This window comes from Sphingomonas flavida, from assembly GCF_036663655.1.
GTDB lineage: Bacteria > Pseudomonadota > Alphaproteobacteria > Sphingomonadales > Sphingomonadaceae > Sphingomonas.
In genome coordinates this window covers 174,981-191,036 of sequence record NZ_JAXOJH010000003.1, presented here as the reverse complement: position 1 = coordinate 191,036, position 16,056 = coordinate 174,981, and the positions used below count along the sequence as shown (strand labels likewise).

The 16,056-nt window shown below is 68.9% G+C and carries 11 protein-coding genes; 3 read left to right on the top strand and 8 right to left on the bottom strand.

Annotated elements, in window-relative coordinates; translation table 11 throughout:
- Window positions 1-52 precede the first annotated feature (52 nt).
- The 8 genes from addA to U1703_RS05070 all read right to left on the bottom strand — a co-directional run bounded on the left by addA (window position 53) and on the right by U1703_RS05070 (window position 13,456).
- Complete coding sequence (addA, locus tag U1703_RS05105; protein WP_332784850.1) at window positions 53-3,508, bottom strand: double-strand break repair helicase AddA; 3,456 nt, start codon at window positions 3,506-3,508, stop codon at window positions 53-55.
- 138 nt (window positions 3,509-3,646) lie between these two features.
- Complete coding sequence (locus U1703_RS05100; protein WP_332784849.1) at window positions 3,647-6,601, bottom strand: PD-(D/E)XK nuclease family protein; 2,955 nt, start codon at window positions 6,599-6,601, stop codon at window positions 3,647-3,649.
- Window positions 6,594-7,349, bottom strand: a complete 756-nt coding sequence (locus U1703_RS05095; protein WP_332784848.1) for a nucleotidyltransferase family protein — start codon at window positions 7,347-7,349, stop codon at window positions 6,594-6,596. The genes U1703_RS05100 and U1703_RS05095 overlap by 8 nt, the downstream gene beginning before the upstream one ends.
- Window positions 7,346-8,329 carry an aminoglycoside phosphotransferase family protein gene (locus U1703_RS05090; RefSeq protein WP_332784929.1) on the bottom strand — a complete coding sequence of 328 codons (984 nt, stop codon included), beginning with the start codon at window positions 8,327-8,329 and terminating at the stop codon, window positions 7,346-7,348. Before U1703_RS05090 ends, U1703_RS05095 begins: the two co-directional genes overlap by 4 nt.
- Window positions 8,326-8,772: a tRNA (adenosine(37)-N6)-threonylcarbamoyltransferase complex ATPase subunit type 1 TsaE gene (tsaE, locus tag U1703_RS05085; protein WP_332784847.1), complete on the bottom strand. Its 447-nt coding sequence runs from the start codon at window positions 8,770-8,772 to the stop codon at window positions 8,326-8,328. The genes U1703_RS05090 and tsaE overlap by 4 nt, the downstream gene beginning before the upstream one ends.
- The gene (locus U1703_RS05080; RefSeq protein WP_332784846.1) at window positions 8,769-11,153 is read right to left on the bottom strand and encodes a PAS domain-containing sensor histidine kinase; all 2,385 of its coding nucleotides are present in this window, start codon (window positions 11,151-11,153) and stop codon (window positions 8,769-8,771) included. The genes tsaE and U1703_RS05080 overlap by 4 nt, the downstream gene beginning before the upstream one ends.
- A 159-nt stretch (window positions 11,154-11,312) precedes the next feature.
- Window positions 11,313-12,731 carry an adenosylhomocysteinase gene (gene ahcY / locus U1703_RS05075; RefSeq protein WP_320452244.1) on the bottom strand — a complete coding sequence of 473 codons (1,419 nt, stop codon included), beginning with the start codon at window positions 12,729-12,731 and terminating at the stop codon, window positions 11,313-11,315.
- 161 nt (window positions 12,732-12,892) lie between these two features.
- Complete coding sequence (locus U1703_RS05070; RefSeq protein WP_332784845.1) at window positions 12,893-13,456, bottom strand: YqgE/AlgH family protein; 564 nt, start codon at window positions 13,454-13,456, stop codon at window positions 12,893-12,895.
- 119 nt (window positions 13,457-13,575) lie between these two features.
- Here U1703_RS05070 and U1703_RS05065 point away from each other — a divergent pair, with 119 nt between their 5' ends.
- The 3 genes from U1703_RS05065 to U1703_RS05055 all read left to right on the top strand — a co-directional run bounded on the left by U1703_RS05065 (window position 13,576) and on the right by U1703_RS05055 (window position 15,996).
- Window positions 13,576-14,055, top strand: a complete 480-nt coding sequence (locus tag U1703_RS05065) for a peroxiredoxin (protein WP_320452242.1) — start codon at window positions 13,576-13,578, stop codon at window positions 14,053-14,055.
- 100 nt (window positions 14,056-14,155) lie between these two features.
- Window positions 14,156-14,374: a hypothetical protein gene (locus U1703_RS05060; RefSeq protein ID WP_320452241.1), complete on the top strand. Its 219-nt coding sequence runs from the start codon at window positions 14,156-14,158 to the stop codon at window positions 14,372-14,374.
- A 185-nt stretch (window positions 14,375-14,559) separates the two neighbouring features.
- Window positions 14,560-15,996: an AMP nucleosidase gene (locus U1703_RS05055; protein ID WP_320452240.1), complete on the top strand. Its 1,437-nt coding sequence runs from the start codon at window positions 14,560-14,562 to the stop codon at window positions 15,994-15,996.
- Window positions 15,997-16,056 lie beyond the last annotated feature (60 nt).

Sequence of the window (16,056 nt, the reverse complement as noted above, 5' to 3'; positions counted from 1 at the left end):
AGTCTCAATACTCCTTGGATTGTCATCCATCTAGGATGCCGGCGTTCATCGCTCAACCACCGAGCGGCAAGCTTTGCTCCCGGTCCCGATAGCCGGGCTTGTGGGCGGCGAGGACAGCATCGGGCACGGTGATGAGGCGCGGTCCCGCCGTGTAGAGCAATGAAACCGACACCGACCGCCCCGGAAAGATCACTTCCAGCGCGGCGGCATAGCCCGCCATCTGCGCCAGATGGAACACCGGCACATCGTCGATCCCGCCCGGCGCGCGGCGTCCGGTCTTGTAGTCGATCAGCCGCACCTCGTCCGCGCCGATCAGCAGCCGATCGACCCGCCCCGACACGACCAGACCGTTTGCCAGCGTCGCCGCGATCGGTCCCTCCGCCAGCGAGCCCGGCCCGAACAACGGCGCGAAGGCCGGATCGTCCAGGATCGCGAAGACCGCCGCCGTCACATCGGCGCGCAGGCCGGCGTCCTCGACGCCCGCCGCCTGGGTCAGCCAGCGCTCGGCCGCCCCCCGCCGCAACTCGGGCGCGACCGGGGGAAGACGTTCGAGCAGACAGTGGATCAACCGCCCACGCTCGGCCGCCGCGCGCATCGCGGGCGTCGGGGGCGGGTCGGCGACCATATCCTCGCCCAGCGACGACGGTGCGAGCGGGCGCGGCGGGCGCGATTCTTGCGGTGCGAGCGAATGAACCCAGTCGGGCAGGACCACCTCCTCGCGCCGGGTCGCCACGACCGCGCCGGGGCGCGCGGCAACCGGATCCTGCGGCATGGTGCCCAGGAAAAGGCGCGACTGGCCGTCGCCTGGCTCGACCTCGGCCACGCCCAGCGCGGTCATCGCGCGCGCGCAGGTGGCGTACCAGCTGTGCATCGGCGGCACCCCCGCCGCCCGCTTACCCAGCGCGCCGGTGACCACCAACTGCTCTTCCGCGCGGGTCGCCGCCACGTAGAAGAGCCGCCAATGCTCGGCCAGTTCGCGCGCGGCGATCTCGGCGGCCACCGCATCGAGTGGCCCGCCGCGTTCCTCGGCGCGCGGGGGAAACACCGGAATGGGCTGCGCCCCCGGCTCGGGCGTCCAGCGCAGGATCGAACGCGGTGCGGCGGTCGGATCGGCAGTCGCGTCGGCCAGGATGACGAGCGGCGCCTGCAATCCCTTGGACCCATGCGCGGTCATCACCCGCACCGCATCGAGCGGCGCGGACGGGTCGCGAACGATCTCGACATCGCCGCGATCGAACCAGTCGAGGAAGCGTTGCAGCGAAGGCGTCGTCGTGCTCTCAAAGGTCAGTGCGGCGTTGAGCAGTTCCTCGATCGGATCGCGCGCCTCGGTCCCCAGCCGCCGGATCAGCTTGCGCCGACCGTCGAGCGGCCCCGACAGCAATTCCTCCAGAAACTGATACGGCGTCGACACATCGGCCCGCGCCAGCATCTGGCGCAGCGGCGCGAGATCGTCGGCGGGCAGCGTCCGCGTCAGATGCCCCCAGAGCGATCCCCGCTCCCGGTGCCCCGCCGCCATCAACCGCTCCTGCGACCAGCCGATCAGCGGCGACATCAGCAGCGACGCCAGCGACAAATCATCCTCGGGCTGCAACGCGAAGCGTACCGTCGCCAGCAGGTCCTGCACCGCCAGTGGCGCGTTCAGCCGCAGCCGGTCGACACCGGCCACCGGCACCCCCTCGGCATAGAGCCGCGCGACGATCAGCGAGGCGAGGTCGCCGCGCCGCTTGACCAGGATCATGATGTCCTGCGGTTCCAGACGACGGCCCTTGCTCTCCAGCATCACGCCGTCATCGAGCCAGCGGCGGACGGCGCGCGCGATGTCGGTGGCGACCTTGCGCACCGCATCGTCGATCCAGCCCTCTTCGTCCTCGTCACTGCCGCCCGCCACGACCGGCGGCCACAGGGTGACGCGGCCGGGCCCCTTCACCTCGCTGGCATGGCGTTCCACATCCCCCGCCATGCCCATGCCGGGCTCGCCCAGCGCCTCGATCGCGGCGTCGACGAACTCCAGGATCGGCGTGGTCGAGCGGAAGCTGTGGGTCAGCGAAAGCTGGTTGAACGGCAGGCCGCGCTCGTCCTCCGGCCAGTCGTCATCCCCCGCCACCTCGTCCGCACGGCGTGAGAAATGCAGTTCGGCCGCCTGGAAATTGATCGGGTCGGTGCCCTGAAAACCGAAAATCGCCTGTTTGTGATCGCCGACCGTGAACAGCGTCCGCGTCGAGGGCGCATAGAGCCCGCGCCCGACGAAGAACTCGTCTGCCAAGGCGCGGACGATCCGCCACTGATGCGCGTTGGTGTCCTGCGCCTCGTCGATCAGGACATGCTCGGTCACCTGGTCGAGCTTGTAGCGGACCCACTCGCCGATGCCGGGCCGTTCCAGCAGTTCGACGGTGGTGCGGATCAGGTCGTCGAAATCGACCGCGCCGATCGCGCGCTTGGACAGGGTATAGGCCCGCGCATAGTCGCGTCCCACGGTCAGCGCATCGGCCAGCAGATCGGCATGACGCGCCCGCGCGGCCAGGCCCAGCAGATGACGACACGCCTCGCCCAGTTCGCGCGCCATGTCCTCGTAATCGGGATCGGCGTCGGTGAGTTTCTTGGACGCCTTGCGCGGCTCGCCCTTGGCGGTGAAGACGGTGCCCATCAGCTCTTCGAGCAACGCGACGCGGCCAGCCCGGTCGCTGCCGATCCAGCGTTCCAGCGTCGCCGCGGCCTTGTCGCCGGTCGCCGTTCCCCAGGCACGGTTGGCGCCCGCCAGCCGGACGACGGCGTCCTCGTCGATATCCTCGACACCCTCGGCAATCGCCTCGTCGATATCGCCCGAGGGCAGGTCGAGCGCGCGGCGGAGCCATGGCTGGATACCGGTGGGCAACGCCTCCAGCGCGCCGGGCGCGCGGGCGCAGGCAGCAAGGAAGCCTTCCGCCCCGCCCTCGCCCAGCCGCAGCGACAATGCGCCCACCGTCTCGACCGGGCCGACCCGGCCCTCACGCTCGGCGGTTTCCAGCATCCGGGCCAAGGCCTCGCGCGCCAGCACCGCCTCCTCGCGCGCCTCCAGCGGACGGAAGCCGGGGGCCAGCCCCGCCTCGACTGGAAAGGCGGCGAGCAGTCCCTGGCAAAAGCCGTGGATGGTCTGAATGCGCAAGCCTCCGCCCGGTGCGTCGAGCACACGGGCGAACAGCGTCCGCGCCCGCTCGCGCAGGTCGGGCGTCGCGGTTTCGCCCAGCGCGCGGAGATCGGCGAACAGTTCCGTCTCGGGCATCCGCACCCAGGCGGCGAGGCGGCCGTTGATCCGCTGCGCCATCTCGGCCGCGCCCGCCTTGGTGAAGGTCAGGCACAGGATCGCCTCGGGCGCGACACCGCGCAGCAACAGGCGGAACACGCGGGCGGCCAGCACCTGCGTCTTGCCGGTCCCAGCCGAGGCGGAAAGCCAGACATGCGCGGCGGGGTCGCTCGCGGCGGCCTGATCGCCCTTGAGCGGCGGAAGGTTCGCCATGGGCCGCGCGCTCATGCGGCTTCCTCCGGGCGGCTGGAGTCCCGTGCGCTTCGACTTCGCTCAGCGTGAACGAAGGTAGGACCCAAGCCCCCGCTCCGTTCAGCCTGAGCGAAGTCGAAGGCCACGCCATCACGTGCGAACACAGCCCAGGTTTTACCGGTCACGGCCATACCATTCATCCCGCCGCATCAACTGGTCATATTCGGCATAGGGCGCATATTCCGGCACCAGCTTGGCGGTAAACGGCGCGTCGCCGGTCAGCCACTGCCCCGCCGCCTCGGTGAAGTTCGCCGCCGCGATCGACACGAATTCATCGGTGCGGATCCGCTCGCGCTTGCCGTCGGGATCGACCGGGGTGGCGATATAGCCCAGCCCCTCGCGCCCGCGCCCCAGCGACCAATATTCGAAACCGCCCGCCTTGCCGGACACGCCCTCGAACCCACCCCGCTCGGCGATCAGGCCGAGCAGGCCGAGTTGCAGGCTGAACCCCTCGCGCACCGCTGTGGTCGAGGGCGGCTTGCCGGTCTTATAGTCGATGACGAACAGCGATCCGTCCGCCGCCTTGTCGATCCGGTCGAAGCGGCCGGTCAGCGTCACGCCCGCCAGCTTGGCCTCGCCCTTGCCCTCCGCGCTCAGGACATTGCGGCCCTCACCGGCCTTTGCGGCGACCTCGGCGGCGATCCAGTCGATCGCCTCGATCAGCCGGGGCTGCCACAAAGCCCGCATCATCGGATGGGTATTCTGGTCGCGCAGCATCGCCAGCGCGCGGGGGCGCAAGGACTCGACGTCGCACCGGTCCTCCTTCCACCACATTTCCAATATGTCGTGGACGGCGGTGCCGCGCCACGCCGCGCTGGGATCGGCATCGACCGGATCGAGCGGCGACAGGCGCAGGACCCGGCGCGCGTAGAAGGCGTAGGGATCGGCCTTCAGCCGGTCGACCTCGGTCACCGAGATCGTGGTGGGCCGAAGCGCAGCAGGCGGCTTGGGCGCGGGCCGATCGGCGGGAGTGTAATCCTGCGGCCGGTCGAGCTCGACCGCCCAGCGCGCCAGCGACGGATGCGCCTCGAACCGATCCCCCGCCATCGCCTGGAGCCGCAGCCAGAAGCGCGAGGCCAAGGTAGGCCCGCTCGCATCGCGGCGCGCACGGGTCAGGATCGCGCGCGGCGCGCCCATCGTCTGCGCCAGGTCATGCGCGGCGATGCCGGTCCGCTGCTCCAGCCCGACCAGTCCCAGCAGCGAACGGATACGCGGTGCCAGCCACGGATCGGGCGCGGGTCGGCCGGGCCAGACGCCTTCGTTCAGGCCGCCTGCGATCATCAGGTCGGCAGTCTGAAGACGCGCTTCGATCGGACCATAGATGGCGAGGCGCGGATGCTGCCCCTCGCGCGGGATGGCGCGGACGGCGATCTCGTCGAACAGGCTGCGCAGCAGGCCGGGCAGTTCCGTCGGATCGACGCGGGCGGGGCCGTGATCGGCCTCTTCCTCGTACCCCGCCAGAAACTCCGCCGCCGCGCGCCCCGCAGGGCCAGTCCATAGCGCGTCACCGCACAGCGTCTGCCCACATTCGCGCAGACAGGCGAGCAGGCTGCGCAGTCCTTGCGGTCCGTCACCAAAGGTCCGCCCGACCGCCGCCAGCATCGGCGCGGCCTTGGCCCAGAAGGCCGACGCGTTCGGCGTGTCCGCGACATGGGCCGCGATGCCGTCCAGCCCCGGCGCGGGCCGCGGGCCGCGCAGCGCGCGGTCGAGCGCACGGACGCCGTCGAGCCACTCGACCCGCTCCATCGCGCCGCGGATCAGCGGATGCTTGAGCAGCGCGAGCAGCGGCAGAGGTGCGAAATGCTGCGCCGCCGCCTCGGCCAGTTGCAGCAGGAACGTGCCGGGCAGCAGGATCGACAAGGGCCGCCCGGCCGTATCGTCGATCAGGATGTTCCAGCGCCGACAATGCGCGGCCACCCGCCGCGCCAGCGCCCGGTCGGGGGTAACGAGCGCGGCGGTGCGGCCCGGCTCCTCGATCGCCTCGCGCAGCGCCAGCGCGATCGCCTGCGCCTCCTCGGCCGGGGTGGCGAGTTCGATGGTCGAGACACCCGACAGCCGCCGGTCCTCGGCGGGCAGGTCGGTCCATTTGCCGGTGAAGTCGGCTGGGGCCATGGCATTGGCGATCGCCCGCCCGCGCACCGGGCCCGCATCATAATCACCGCCGCCGCGCCAGACCGTGACCTCGCCGCGCGCCACGCTCATGCGGTGGAGCAGGAGTTTCAGCGCATATTGCGGATGGGTCTCGACCGAACGGCGGGTGCGCCCGGTGTCCGGGTCGGGCTTGTGCGGGCCCAGCGAGTCCCATTCCTCGTCGGGCATGGTCAGGTCGAGCCCGGCGAAGACCACCGACCCGCCCGGCATTTCGGATACGCAGCGGAGCAACCGTGCGACGGCAGGCGCGGTATCGGTGATGCCCGCCGCACAGATAAACCCGGCAGGCTGCGCCTCGGCCCAGCGTCTGGCGGTCCGGTCGAGCAGCAGGGTCCGCCGCCTGGCCGCGTCGATCCGCCCCATCCGCTCCAGCACAGCGGGCCAGCGGTCCAGGACGACCGAAAAGGTCGCCAGTGCCGATTGCCAGTGTTCGGTCAGTTCGGGCCCGAGATCGATGCTGGCCAGCGCCGCCGGATCGACCTCCTCGACCAGCATCTGGTCGAGCGTGCGGGCGAGATCGCCCGCCAGCCGCACCGCCTCCGCCGCGGTCACCGGTTGCCCGGCGCGCTGCCGCTCCTGCTCGACCAGCCGGGCCAGGATCATCCGGCGCGCAGACGGCGATATCGCGGGCGGCGGCGGCGCTTCGGCATCGGCGGGGTCGAGCGCGGAGCCCGCAGCCTCGCCCAGTTCGGGATCGCCCAGCGCCACCATACGCGGCAGGATCAGGCCGCCGCCGCTGGCGCGCACGAACGCTTCGGTGACGGCGCGGACGCCGCGATTGGTCGGCAGCAGGATCATGCCCTGCGCCAGCGTCAGCGGATCACCACCGGCGCGCCGCATAAGCCCGGCGACCAGCGCATCGGCAAAGCCGCGATGCGCCGGGATGGTGTGCAACCGTGGGCGGCGTGGTTCAGCCATCCGCGAGGATCAGCTCCGTCTGCGGAATGGCGCGCGGGCTGCCGACATCGAACCACAAGCCCTGATGGACCTGGCCATAGGCCCGACCCGCCTCGATCGCGCGGTTCCAGAACAGGTTGGTCGAGAACGGCCCCTCGGGTGCGTCGGCGATCAGGCGCGGGTGCAGGATCTGGAGCCCGGTATAGGAAAAGGGCGCGACCCGGCCGGGCTGGCGTCGCGCGGTGATCCGGCCATCGGCACCCAGATGGAAATCGCCCTGTCCGTTATGGTTGTGCGCACGCGCCAGCGGCACCATCAGCAGCAGCGCGTCCATCGTCGCCGCGTCCCAGCGCGACGACAGCAGGCGGATCGCGTCGACCGGCCCGTCGATCCACAGATTATCGCTGTTGACGACCAGGATCGGATCGTCGCCCAAAAGCGGCTTGGCCTTGACCAGCCCGCCACCGGTTTCGAGCAACTGCTCGCGCTCGTCCGAGATGACGATATCGATCCCCGGAAAGCGATCCTTCAGATGCGCCTCCAGCTGGTCGGCCAGATAATGGACATTGACGACCGCCCGCTCGACACCGGCCGCCACCAGCCTGTCGAAGACATGGTCGATCAGCGGCTTGCCTGCGACCGAGACCAAAGGCTTGGGCCGCGTGGCGGTCAGCGGGCGCATCCGCTTGCCCAGGCCCGCCGCCATCACCATCGCGGTGCGCGGCACCTGCCCGCCGGGGGTCGGACGGAGCGAGAGCTGCCGGGTCATTCGCCCTGTCCTTCCGTCGCCAGACGCTGCGGATCGCCGCGCATTTCGGGTGGCACATTGTCGTCGAACCAGGCTGCCACCGGGGCCAGCACGGGCTGCGACAGATCGCGTTCCAGATAGGCCCAGACGCGCGGGCAAAGCGCGGCATAACGCGGCTTGCCGTCCCGCTTCCACAAGCGGGTGAAGATGCCCAGGATCTTGGCGTTCCGCTGCGCGCCCAGCACATGATAGGCGTTCAGGAACGCCTCGCCTTCGCCGGTCGCGGCCAGGTAGCGCCGCAGCATCGCGTCCTCGATCGACGGCTCGACATCGCGGCGCGCATCCTGGAGCAGCGAGACGAGGTCATAAGCCGGGTGCCCCGCCAGTGCGTCCTGAAAATCCAAGAGGCCAAGGGTCCGTTCGGGGCCGACCAGCATCAGGTTTTCGACATGATAGTCGCGCAGCACCGTCACCGGCTTGTCGGCCAGCGCATGGGCGAACACCTGGTCCCAGGCGGCGCGATAGCCCTCGACATCCACGTCTAGGCCGACCGCTGGCGTATACCAGTCCGGAAACAGGCCGACTTCACGGTGGAGAACGGCGGCATCATAGGGGGCCAACCCCTCCGGCGCGTGCCCGCGCAGCGCCGCCAGCAGATCGACCGCATCGCCGTACAGTTTCACCGTCACGTCGGGATCGGCCTCGATCGCCTCGCGCATCCGGTCGTCGCCGAAATCCTCGATCAGGACGAGGCCGCGTTCCTCGTCCGCGCCCAGGATCGCGGGGGCGGCAAAGCCCCGGCCGACCAGCCAGCGCGCGATCGCGATGAAGGGGCGCGGGTCCTCATGCGGCGGCGGCGCATCCATCAGGACGGCCCGGCGCGTCGCATGCGTCACCCGGAAATAACGACGGAAAGACGCATCGCCCGCGAGCGGAGCGATCACCGCCCCCTCCCATCCCAGCGTCGTCAGAAAGGCGGCGGCATCCGCCGGAGGGGTCATATCGGCCATCGGTTTTCCCAGCCCGAGGGTATCTTCGCTGTCAAGATGCGTCCGCCGTCCGGGTCCATCGCGATGGTGAGCGCCAGCGCCTGAGGCCAAGCCCCCTCGCCCACCCGGTCGGGCCACTCGACGATCAACGCCGAATCCCACAGCGCCTCGTCCAGCCCCAGTTCCTCCATCTGCTCCGGCCCGTCGAGCCGGTAAAGATCGACATGCAGGACGGGGATCGTGGTTTCGGGCGGCGCATAGGGCTGGACGATCGCAAAGCTTGGCGACGGTGCTTCACCCGGCAGGCCGAGCGCGGCGAGCAGGCCGCGCGCGAGGCTGGTCTTGCCCGCCCCCAGCGTCCCGGTCAGCGTGACCACGTCGCCGGGGCGAAGATGCACCGCCAGCCGCCGCCCGAAATCCTCGGTGGCGGCGGCATCGGCCAGCCGGATCGTCATGATTTGTCCTTTTCGGGGCGGCGCGGCAGTTCGACGGTCACCAGCGTCCCCGCCCCCGGCTCGGACAGCAGGGTGACGGTGCCGCCATGTGCCTCGACGAAGGTCTTGGCGAGCGGCAGGCCCAGGCCCAGCGCGCGCTCACCCGGCGCGGTGATGCCGGATTCGGCGAAGCGGTCGAAGGCGCGCGCGACCGCCTGCTCGTCCATGCCCCGACCATCGTCGGACACGATGATCCGGGCCCGCGCCGAATCGCCATCGGCATGAAGCAGGATGCGGCCGCCTTCGGGCGTCTGTTCGACGGCATGGCGCAGTAGATGCTCGATCGTTTCCTGCAGGCGACGCCGGTCACCGGTGATCCGGCCCAGCGAGCGATGAACCTCGACCGCGAAGTCCAGCTTGCGCCGGGTCGCGACCGGCCGGATCGTGTCGGCGGCGGCGCGGGCGACGCGCGACAGCTCGACATCCTCGCGCGCCATCTCGCCATCCGCCTGGCTGCGCGTCAGGTCGAGCACGTCGTCGACCAACAGGGTCAGCCGCTCGGTCGACTCCAGGATCGCCTCGACATAGCTGGTCGCGGTGTCCGGCAAGGGGCCCGCGAAACCGCCGTGCAGCATCTCGGCAAAGCCGCTGATCGACGTCAGCGGCGTGCGCAACTCGTAACTCATATTGGCGACGAAGGCGGTCTTGACCCGGTCGCTCGCCTCCAGCGCGTCGGCGCGATCCCGCAACGCCTGCTCCGCGCGGCGACTGTCGGTGATGTCGAGCAGGGTGAACAGCGCGTTGCCATCGGGCAGCGGTACGCCCGCAAATTCGAAATGCCGTCCATCGGCAAAGGCGACACGGCCGCCGCGCTGCTGCCGCTCGAGCGTCGCGGAGCGGACCAGATCGACGATCAGGCCCGACCGCCCCGGCGTCGACAACCGCTCGGCGATCCGCTCGGCAAAGGCGTCGACGCGCGGATGGCTGGTCAGGAAATCCTCCTCCAGGCCCCACAGCGCGCGGAAGCGGTTGTTCCACAACTGCAACCGGCCATCGGCCGAGAAGACGCCCAGCGCCTCGAACAGATTGTCAAAGGTCGCGGTCCGTACGCGCAGCAGCGTGTCGCGCGCGGAGGCCAGCTGCACCTCCTCGGTCCGGTCCTCGAAGATCAGCAACAGGCCGCCATCGGGCAAGGGCTGCGCCACAACGCGAAGATGCGTGCCACCCGGCAGGTGCCATGCCTCCTCGATACCGCCGCTGGCCTGGCGGAACCAGCCGACCCGCTCGGCCTTCCAGCCCGGAAAATCGCGCACCTCGGGGCTGCGATTGGCCTCGCGCATCCGTTCCAGGACGCGGTCGAACTCGGGATGGTCGGCCAGCCACTCGGCGCGCATCGCGAACATGCGCCGAAACGGCTGGTTGCAGAAGACGAGGCCGCGGTCCGGCCCGAAATGCGCCACCGCCGCCGACAGCCGGTCGAGCATCGCCCGCTGCGCCTCGGCGAAACGCTTGGCCCCGGCGCGCGACTGTTCCAGATCGTCGATATCGACCGCGAAGCCAGCGATGCCGCCGGTGGGCAGCGGCACGTCGAAGATGCGCAGCGCGCGCCGGGCGCCATCGATCGTCGCGGGCAGCACCTGCTCGTGCGGCCGCCCCTGGTCGCGCGCCGCCGCCGCCCCGGCCAATGGGCCGCCCCGTCCCGATCCCTCGACCAGCTCCAGCCCGCGCCCGACGACATCGGACGCATCGCGTCCCTCGACCGCCTCGACATAGGCGCTGTTCACCATCGCCAGCCGCAGATCGGCGCCGCGATACCACATGGGCAGCGGCGCCGCCTCGATCAGGCCGGTCAGCGCGTGGAACGCGTCGCCCAGCCGCCGCGCCTCGGCATCCAGTCGCGTAATCTCGTCCTGCGCCTCGGTCATGTCGAAGACCCAGGTCACGACCGCGCCGGCCGCACCCTGATCGCCGGGTGCTCGCGCGCCTTCGAACAGCAGCGTGCGGGGCGATCCCTGCGGCCGGACGATCCGGCGAAAGCGTCGCCCGGTCTTCTGCGCGGCGTTCAGGTCGGCGGCGAGCAGCGCCTGATCCTCGGGCGTCAGACCGCCATCATCGGCGGTCAGTTCTTCCAGGAAGCGCGCCGCGTCGATCAGGCCCAGCCAGTCGGCCAAGCGCGGCGGCATCTCGATCCGGCCATCGGTACGAATGATCATCGCCTGCGCCGGTCCCGCACGCAGCAGTGCGTCGAGCCGGTCGTGCTCCACCCGCACGGCGGACGCCTCGGCCCGCGCGCGGATACCCAGGAACAGCAGGACCATGCCCAGGATGATCAGCCCGCACGCGCCCGCCCCCAATAGGACCGCCTCGACGCTGCCGATGGTGATCGTGCCCGACGGGATCATCCGAGAAGGTCTGGTCGAGGACGTTGCATCGGCCCATCTCTAACCCGATCGGCGGGCGATATGCCATATGCAAGACGGGCTCGTCCCGCCCCCGACATGAAAAAGGGGCCGCCCTTTCGGACGGCCCCTGATTTTCCCGGCGAAAGACCGGACGCTGGATCAGTAGCGATAGTGATCCGGCTTGAACGGGCCTTCGACCGGCACGCCGATATAGGCGGCCTGCTTCTCCGACAGCTTCGAAAGCTGGACGCCCAGCTTTTCGAGGTGGAGTGCTGCGACCTTTTCGTCGAGGTGCTTGGGCAGGACGTAGACTTCGTTCTTATAGTTCTCGCCCTTGGTCCACAGCTCGATCTGGGCGAGCGTCTGGTTGGTGAACGAGGCCGACATCACGAAGGACGGGTGGCCGGTCGCGCAGCCCAGGTTCACCAGGCGGCCCTTGGCCAGCACGATGATCTGCTTGCCGTCGGAGAATTCGACCAGGTCGGTGCCGGGCTTCACCTCGGTCCACTTGTAGTTCGACAGCGCCGCGATCTGGATCTCGCTGTCGAAGTGGCCGATGTTGCAGACGATCGACATCGGCTTCATCGCCTTCATGTGATCGGCGGTGATGACGTCGGCATTGCCGGTGGCGGTCACAAAGATGTCGGCGCGCTTCACGGCCTCATCCATGGTCACGACCTCGAAGCCCTCCATCGCCGCCTGCAATGCGCAGATCGGGTCGATTTCGGTCACGAGCACGCGCGCGCCGCCGTTGCGGAGCGACTGGGCCGAGCCCTTGCCCACGTCGCCGAAACCGGCGACCGCGGCGACCTTGCCCGCCAGCATGACGTCGGTGGCGCGACGGATCGCGTCGACCAGCGACTCCTTGCAGCCGTACAGATTGTCGAACTTCGACTTGGTGACCGAGTCGTTGACGTTGATGGCGGGGAAAGGCAGCTCGCCTTTCTTCGCAATCTCGTACAGGCGGTGAACGCCGGTCGTGGTCTCTTCCGACACGCCCTTCAGGTTCTTGACGGTCTGGGTCAGGTAGCCCGGCTTCTTGGCGATGAACGCCTTGACCGAACGCTGGAACTCGACCTCTTCCTCATTCTCCGGCTCGCCGAAGCTCTGGCCGGCTTCCAGCTTGGCGCCCCACAGCGCGAACATGGTCGCGTCGCCGCCATCGTCCAAGATGATGTTGGCGGTCTGACCCTCGACGTCGCCGTCCCAGGTGAAGATGTCGCCGACATAGTCCCAATATTCGGCCAGCGTCTCGCCCTTCACGGCGAAGACCGGCACGCCCGAAGCCGCGATCGCGGCGGCGGCATGGTCCTGGGTCGAATAGATGTTGCAGGTCGCCCAGCGCACATCGGCGCCCAGCGCGGTCAGCGTCTCGATCAGCACGGCGGTCTGGATCGTCATGTGCAGCGAGCCGGTGATGCGCGCGCCCTTGAGCGGCTGAGCAGCGCCGAATTCGTCGCGCAGGGCCATCAGGCCGGGCATCTCGGTCTCGGCGATCTTGATCTCGGCGCGACCGAAATCAGCGAGGCTGATGTCCTTGATGACATAATCGTTCTTGGTGGCGGCAGTCGTGGACACGACGAAACTCCGTGCAAAATGGGGCCGACCAAGACGTGGCTCACGCCGATCGGCACGCGCCACGCCTTAGCGGCCTTCGTCTTACGGATCAAATATAAAGATATCTTTATATGCTTCAGTGCGTGGCATTCTTCCCCTGTACGGAGAAGAAATCGGGTGGATCAGGCCGTGCCGCCCCCGGTCACCAGCAATCGGGGATCGATCCCGGCGGTCCCGAACGCGGCCTGCCACCGATCCTCCGGCGCGACATCGTAGAGCACGCGCCGCTCACCGCCGACCGTGAACCAGCAGCCGGGCGCGCTAAGCTCCTCTTCCAGCTGGCCCGCGTCCCATCCGGCATAGCCCAGCGCGACGATCCAGCGCTCGGGCCCCCGCCCGTCGGCGATCGCGCGCAGCACGTCGACGGTGCTCGACAGGACCCAGCGGCCACTGACATCCACGCTGTCCTGCCCCTGCCAGTCATGGCTGTGGAGGACGAAACCCCGGCGCGGCTCGACCGGGCCGCCGAAATGGACCGGCGCGTTGGGCGCGTCGCCATGCGGAATCTCGAACTGGTCGAGCAGCGTGTGAAAGCCGATCCCGTCGATCGTCGCACCCAGTCCGATGCCGAGCGCGCCGCCCTCGTCATGCGCGCACATCGCGATGACGGCGTGATCGAAACGGGGATCGCCCATGCCGGGCATGGCCAGCAGGAATTGGCCGGAAAGATAGGTCAGTTGATGCACGCAACCGACTATAGGGATCGACACCGCGCCTCGCCATGCTTGAAATCGGCCATGGTTCGGCCCCATGAACGGCCCCGTTCGCCCGGCATCCCGCCGAGGCCCCCAGCAGGATGAGCAAGATGACGATCAAGGTCGGAGACCGCCTCCCCACCACCACGCTGGTCAAGGTCACGCCCGAAGGCCCCGAACAGGTGACGACCACCGACTTCTTCGCGGGGCGTCGCGTGGCGCTGTTCGCGGTGCCCGGCGCCTTCACGCCGACCTGTTCGGCACAGCATCTGCCGGGCTTCGTCAACCAGGCAGCCGCACTGAAGGCCAAGGGCGTGGACGAGATCGCCTGCACCTCGGTCAACGACGTATTCGTCATGAAGGCCTGGGGCCAGGTGAACGGGACCGATGCGATCACCATGCTGGCGGACGGCAATGCCGACTTCGCCAAGGCGACGGGCCTGACGATGGACGGCTCGAAGTTCGGCATGGGAACGCGCAGCCAGCGCTACACGATGCTGGTGAACGACGGCGTGGTCGAACAGCTGTTCGTGGAGGCGCCCGGCGAGTTCAAGGTCAGCTCGGCCGAGCATCTGCTCGAGACGCTCTGATCCGGCGAACCGGATGACCGATCGGATCGGGGGCGGAACAGCACCGGGCCCTGCCGCGTTTTTCGCAGGCAGGTACGTTCATACGAGAGGAGCACCGGCCATGACCACCTATGTCCCCCCCGAAAAGCAGGCCGCGCCCAAGAGCCTTGGCGAAAAGGCACAGGATGCCGCCAAGGCCGCCGGCGACAAGGTCAAGGAACATCCCTATGCCGCCGCCGGGATCGCGGCGGGCGTCGCGGCCGCCGTTGCGGGGGCTGCCTTCGGCGCTTCCAAGCTGCGGTCGCCATCGGATGACGACAACTCGATCCAGGGCGCCTGAGCCCCATCAGGCTTCCTCCCCAAGCAATGCTTGGGGAGGGCTTGGGGTGGTGGCCCACTCTATTCTTACCCAACTCCGTTCAGGCTGAACGGAGGTTGGAATTTCAGGCTCAGGCCTGACCAGCATCACTTTCCCCGACCCCGCTCCGGCTTGCCAGAACCGGCGGCACGCCTTAGCTCTGGACGATGACTCAAGCCGTTCAGATCGTCGAGGACCTCGACCGCCTTTATACCGCCTCCGTCACGCGTCTGAAGGAGGCGTTGACGCTTTATCTGCGGGACGGAACCGCCCCGACGCTCGAGGATCGGGCGCATGGCTGCTTCGCCTATCCCGAGATCCGCCTGGTCTATCGCGGCGAGGGCGGCCGTCCGGCCCCGATGCGCTCCTTCGGTCGGCTGGTGTCGCCGGGCGACTATCGGATCAGCGTCACCAAGCCCGCGCTGTTCAAGGATTATCTGGTCGAGCAGCTGACGCTGTTGATCGAGGATTACGACGTCTCGGTCGAGGCGGTGGCCGGGCGGCAGGAAATACCCTTCCCCTATGTCCTCGATCCCGGCCATGCGCTGAGCCTGGACACGGTTTCCGCCGCCGAGCTGGCGCGGTTCTTCCCCGCGACCGAACTGGCGCATATCGGGGACGAGATCGCCGACGGGCTGTGGATGACCGCCGACGGCAACCGGCCGCTGGCGCTGTTCGATGGCCTGCGCACCGACTTCTCGCTTGCGCGGCTTCGCCACTATACCGGCACGCCGCCCGAGCATTGCCAGCGCTTCGTGCTGTTCACCAACTATCACCGCTATGTAGACGAGTTCGTCCGCTGGGGCGCGTCGCAGCTCGGCGAAGGCTCGCGCTTCACCGCGCTGTCGGGTGCTGGCGGGGTGGTGATCGAGCGGCCGCAGGATGTCGACAAGATCGTCACCGACAGCGCGTGGCGGCGACACCAGATGCCCGCCTATCACCTGGTCGCCAAGGACGGCACCGGCATCACGCTGGTCAATATCGGCGTCGGCCCATCCAACGCGAAGACGATCTGCGACCATCTGGCCGTGATGCGGCCCGAGGCGTGGCTGATGATCGGCCATTGCGGCGGCCTGCGGCCCAGCCAGCGGATCGGCGACTATGTGCTGGCGCACGCCTATCTTCGCGACGACCATGTGCTCGACGACGTGCTGCCCCCGGAAATTCCGGTGCCCGCCATCGCCGAGGTGCAGGTTGCGCTCGCCAAGGCGGCCGAGATCGTGTCGGGCCAGTCGGGCGACGATCTGAAGCGCCGCCTGCGCACCGGCACCATCGTCACCACCGACGACCGCAACTGGGAGCTGCGCTATTCCAAGTCGGCGCTGCGCTTCTCGCTCAGCCGCGCGGTCGGCATCGATATGGAGTCCGCGACGATCGCGGCGCAGGGTTATCGTTTCCGCGTGCCGTACGGGACGCTGCTCTGCGTGTCGGACAAGCCGCTGCACGGCGAGTTGAAGCTGCCGGGTCAGGCCAACCGCTTCTACGAGCGGGCGATCAGCGAGCATATGCGGATCGGTATCGAGACGTGCGAGCAGTTGCGCCGGGAAGGCAACAAGCTGCATAGCCGCAAGCTGCGCGCCTTCAACGAACCGCCCTTCCGCTGATCGGCAACCGGGGGCGGGCAAAGGCGTTACGGTGACGAACCGAAACTGTTTTGATCAAAT

What these genes read in the sequence shown, in the direction of transcription:
- addA (WP_332784850.1), bottom strand. Translation starts at nt 3,508, where the DNA reads ATGAGCGCGCGGCCCATGGCGAACCTTCCGCCGCTCAAGGGCGATCAG.
- U1703_RS05100 (WP_332784849.1), bottom strand. Translation starts at nt 6,601, where the DNA reads ATGGCTGAACCACGCCGCCCACGGTTGCACACCATCCCGGCGCATCGC.
- U1703_RS05095 (WP_332784848.1), bottom strand. Translation starts at nt 7,349, where the DNA reads ATGACCCGGCAGCTCTCGCTCCGTCCGACCCCCGGCGGGCAGGTGCCG.
- U1703_RS05090 (WP_332784929.1), bottom strand. Translation starts at nt 8,329, where the DNA reads ATGACCCCTCCGGCGGATGCCGCCGCCTTTCTGACGACGCTGGGATGG.
- tsaE (WP_332784847.1), bottom strand. Translation starts at nt 8,772, where the DNA reads ATGACGATCCGGCTGGCCGATGCCGCCGCCACCGAGGATTTCGGGCGG.
- U1703_RS05080 (WP_332784846.1), bottom strand. Translation starts at nt 11,153, where the DNA reads ATGATCCCGTCGGGCACGATCACCATCGGCAGCGTCGAGGCGGTCCTA.
- U1703_RS05065 (WP_320452242.1), top strand. Translation starts at nt 13,576, where the DNA reads ATGACGATCAAGGTCGGAGACCGCCTCCCCACCACCACGCTGGTCAAG.
- U1703_RS05060 (WP_320452241.1), top strand. Translation starts at nt 14,156, where the DNA reads ATGACCACCTATGTCCCCCCCGAAAAGCAGGCCGCGCCCAAGAGCCTT.
- U1703_RS05055 (WP_320452240.1), top strand. Translation starts at nt 14,560, where the DNA reads ATGACTCAAGCCGTTCAGATCGTCGAGGACCTCGACCGCCTTTATACC.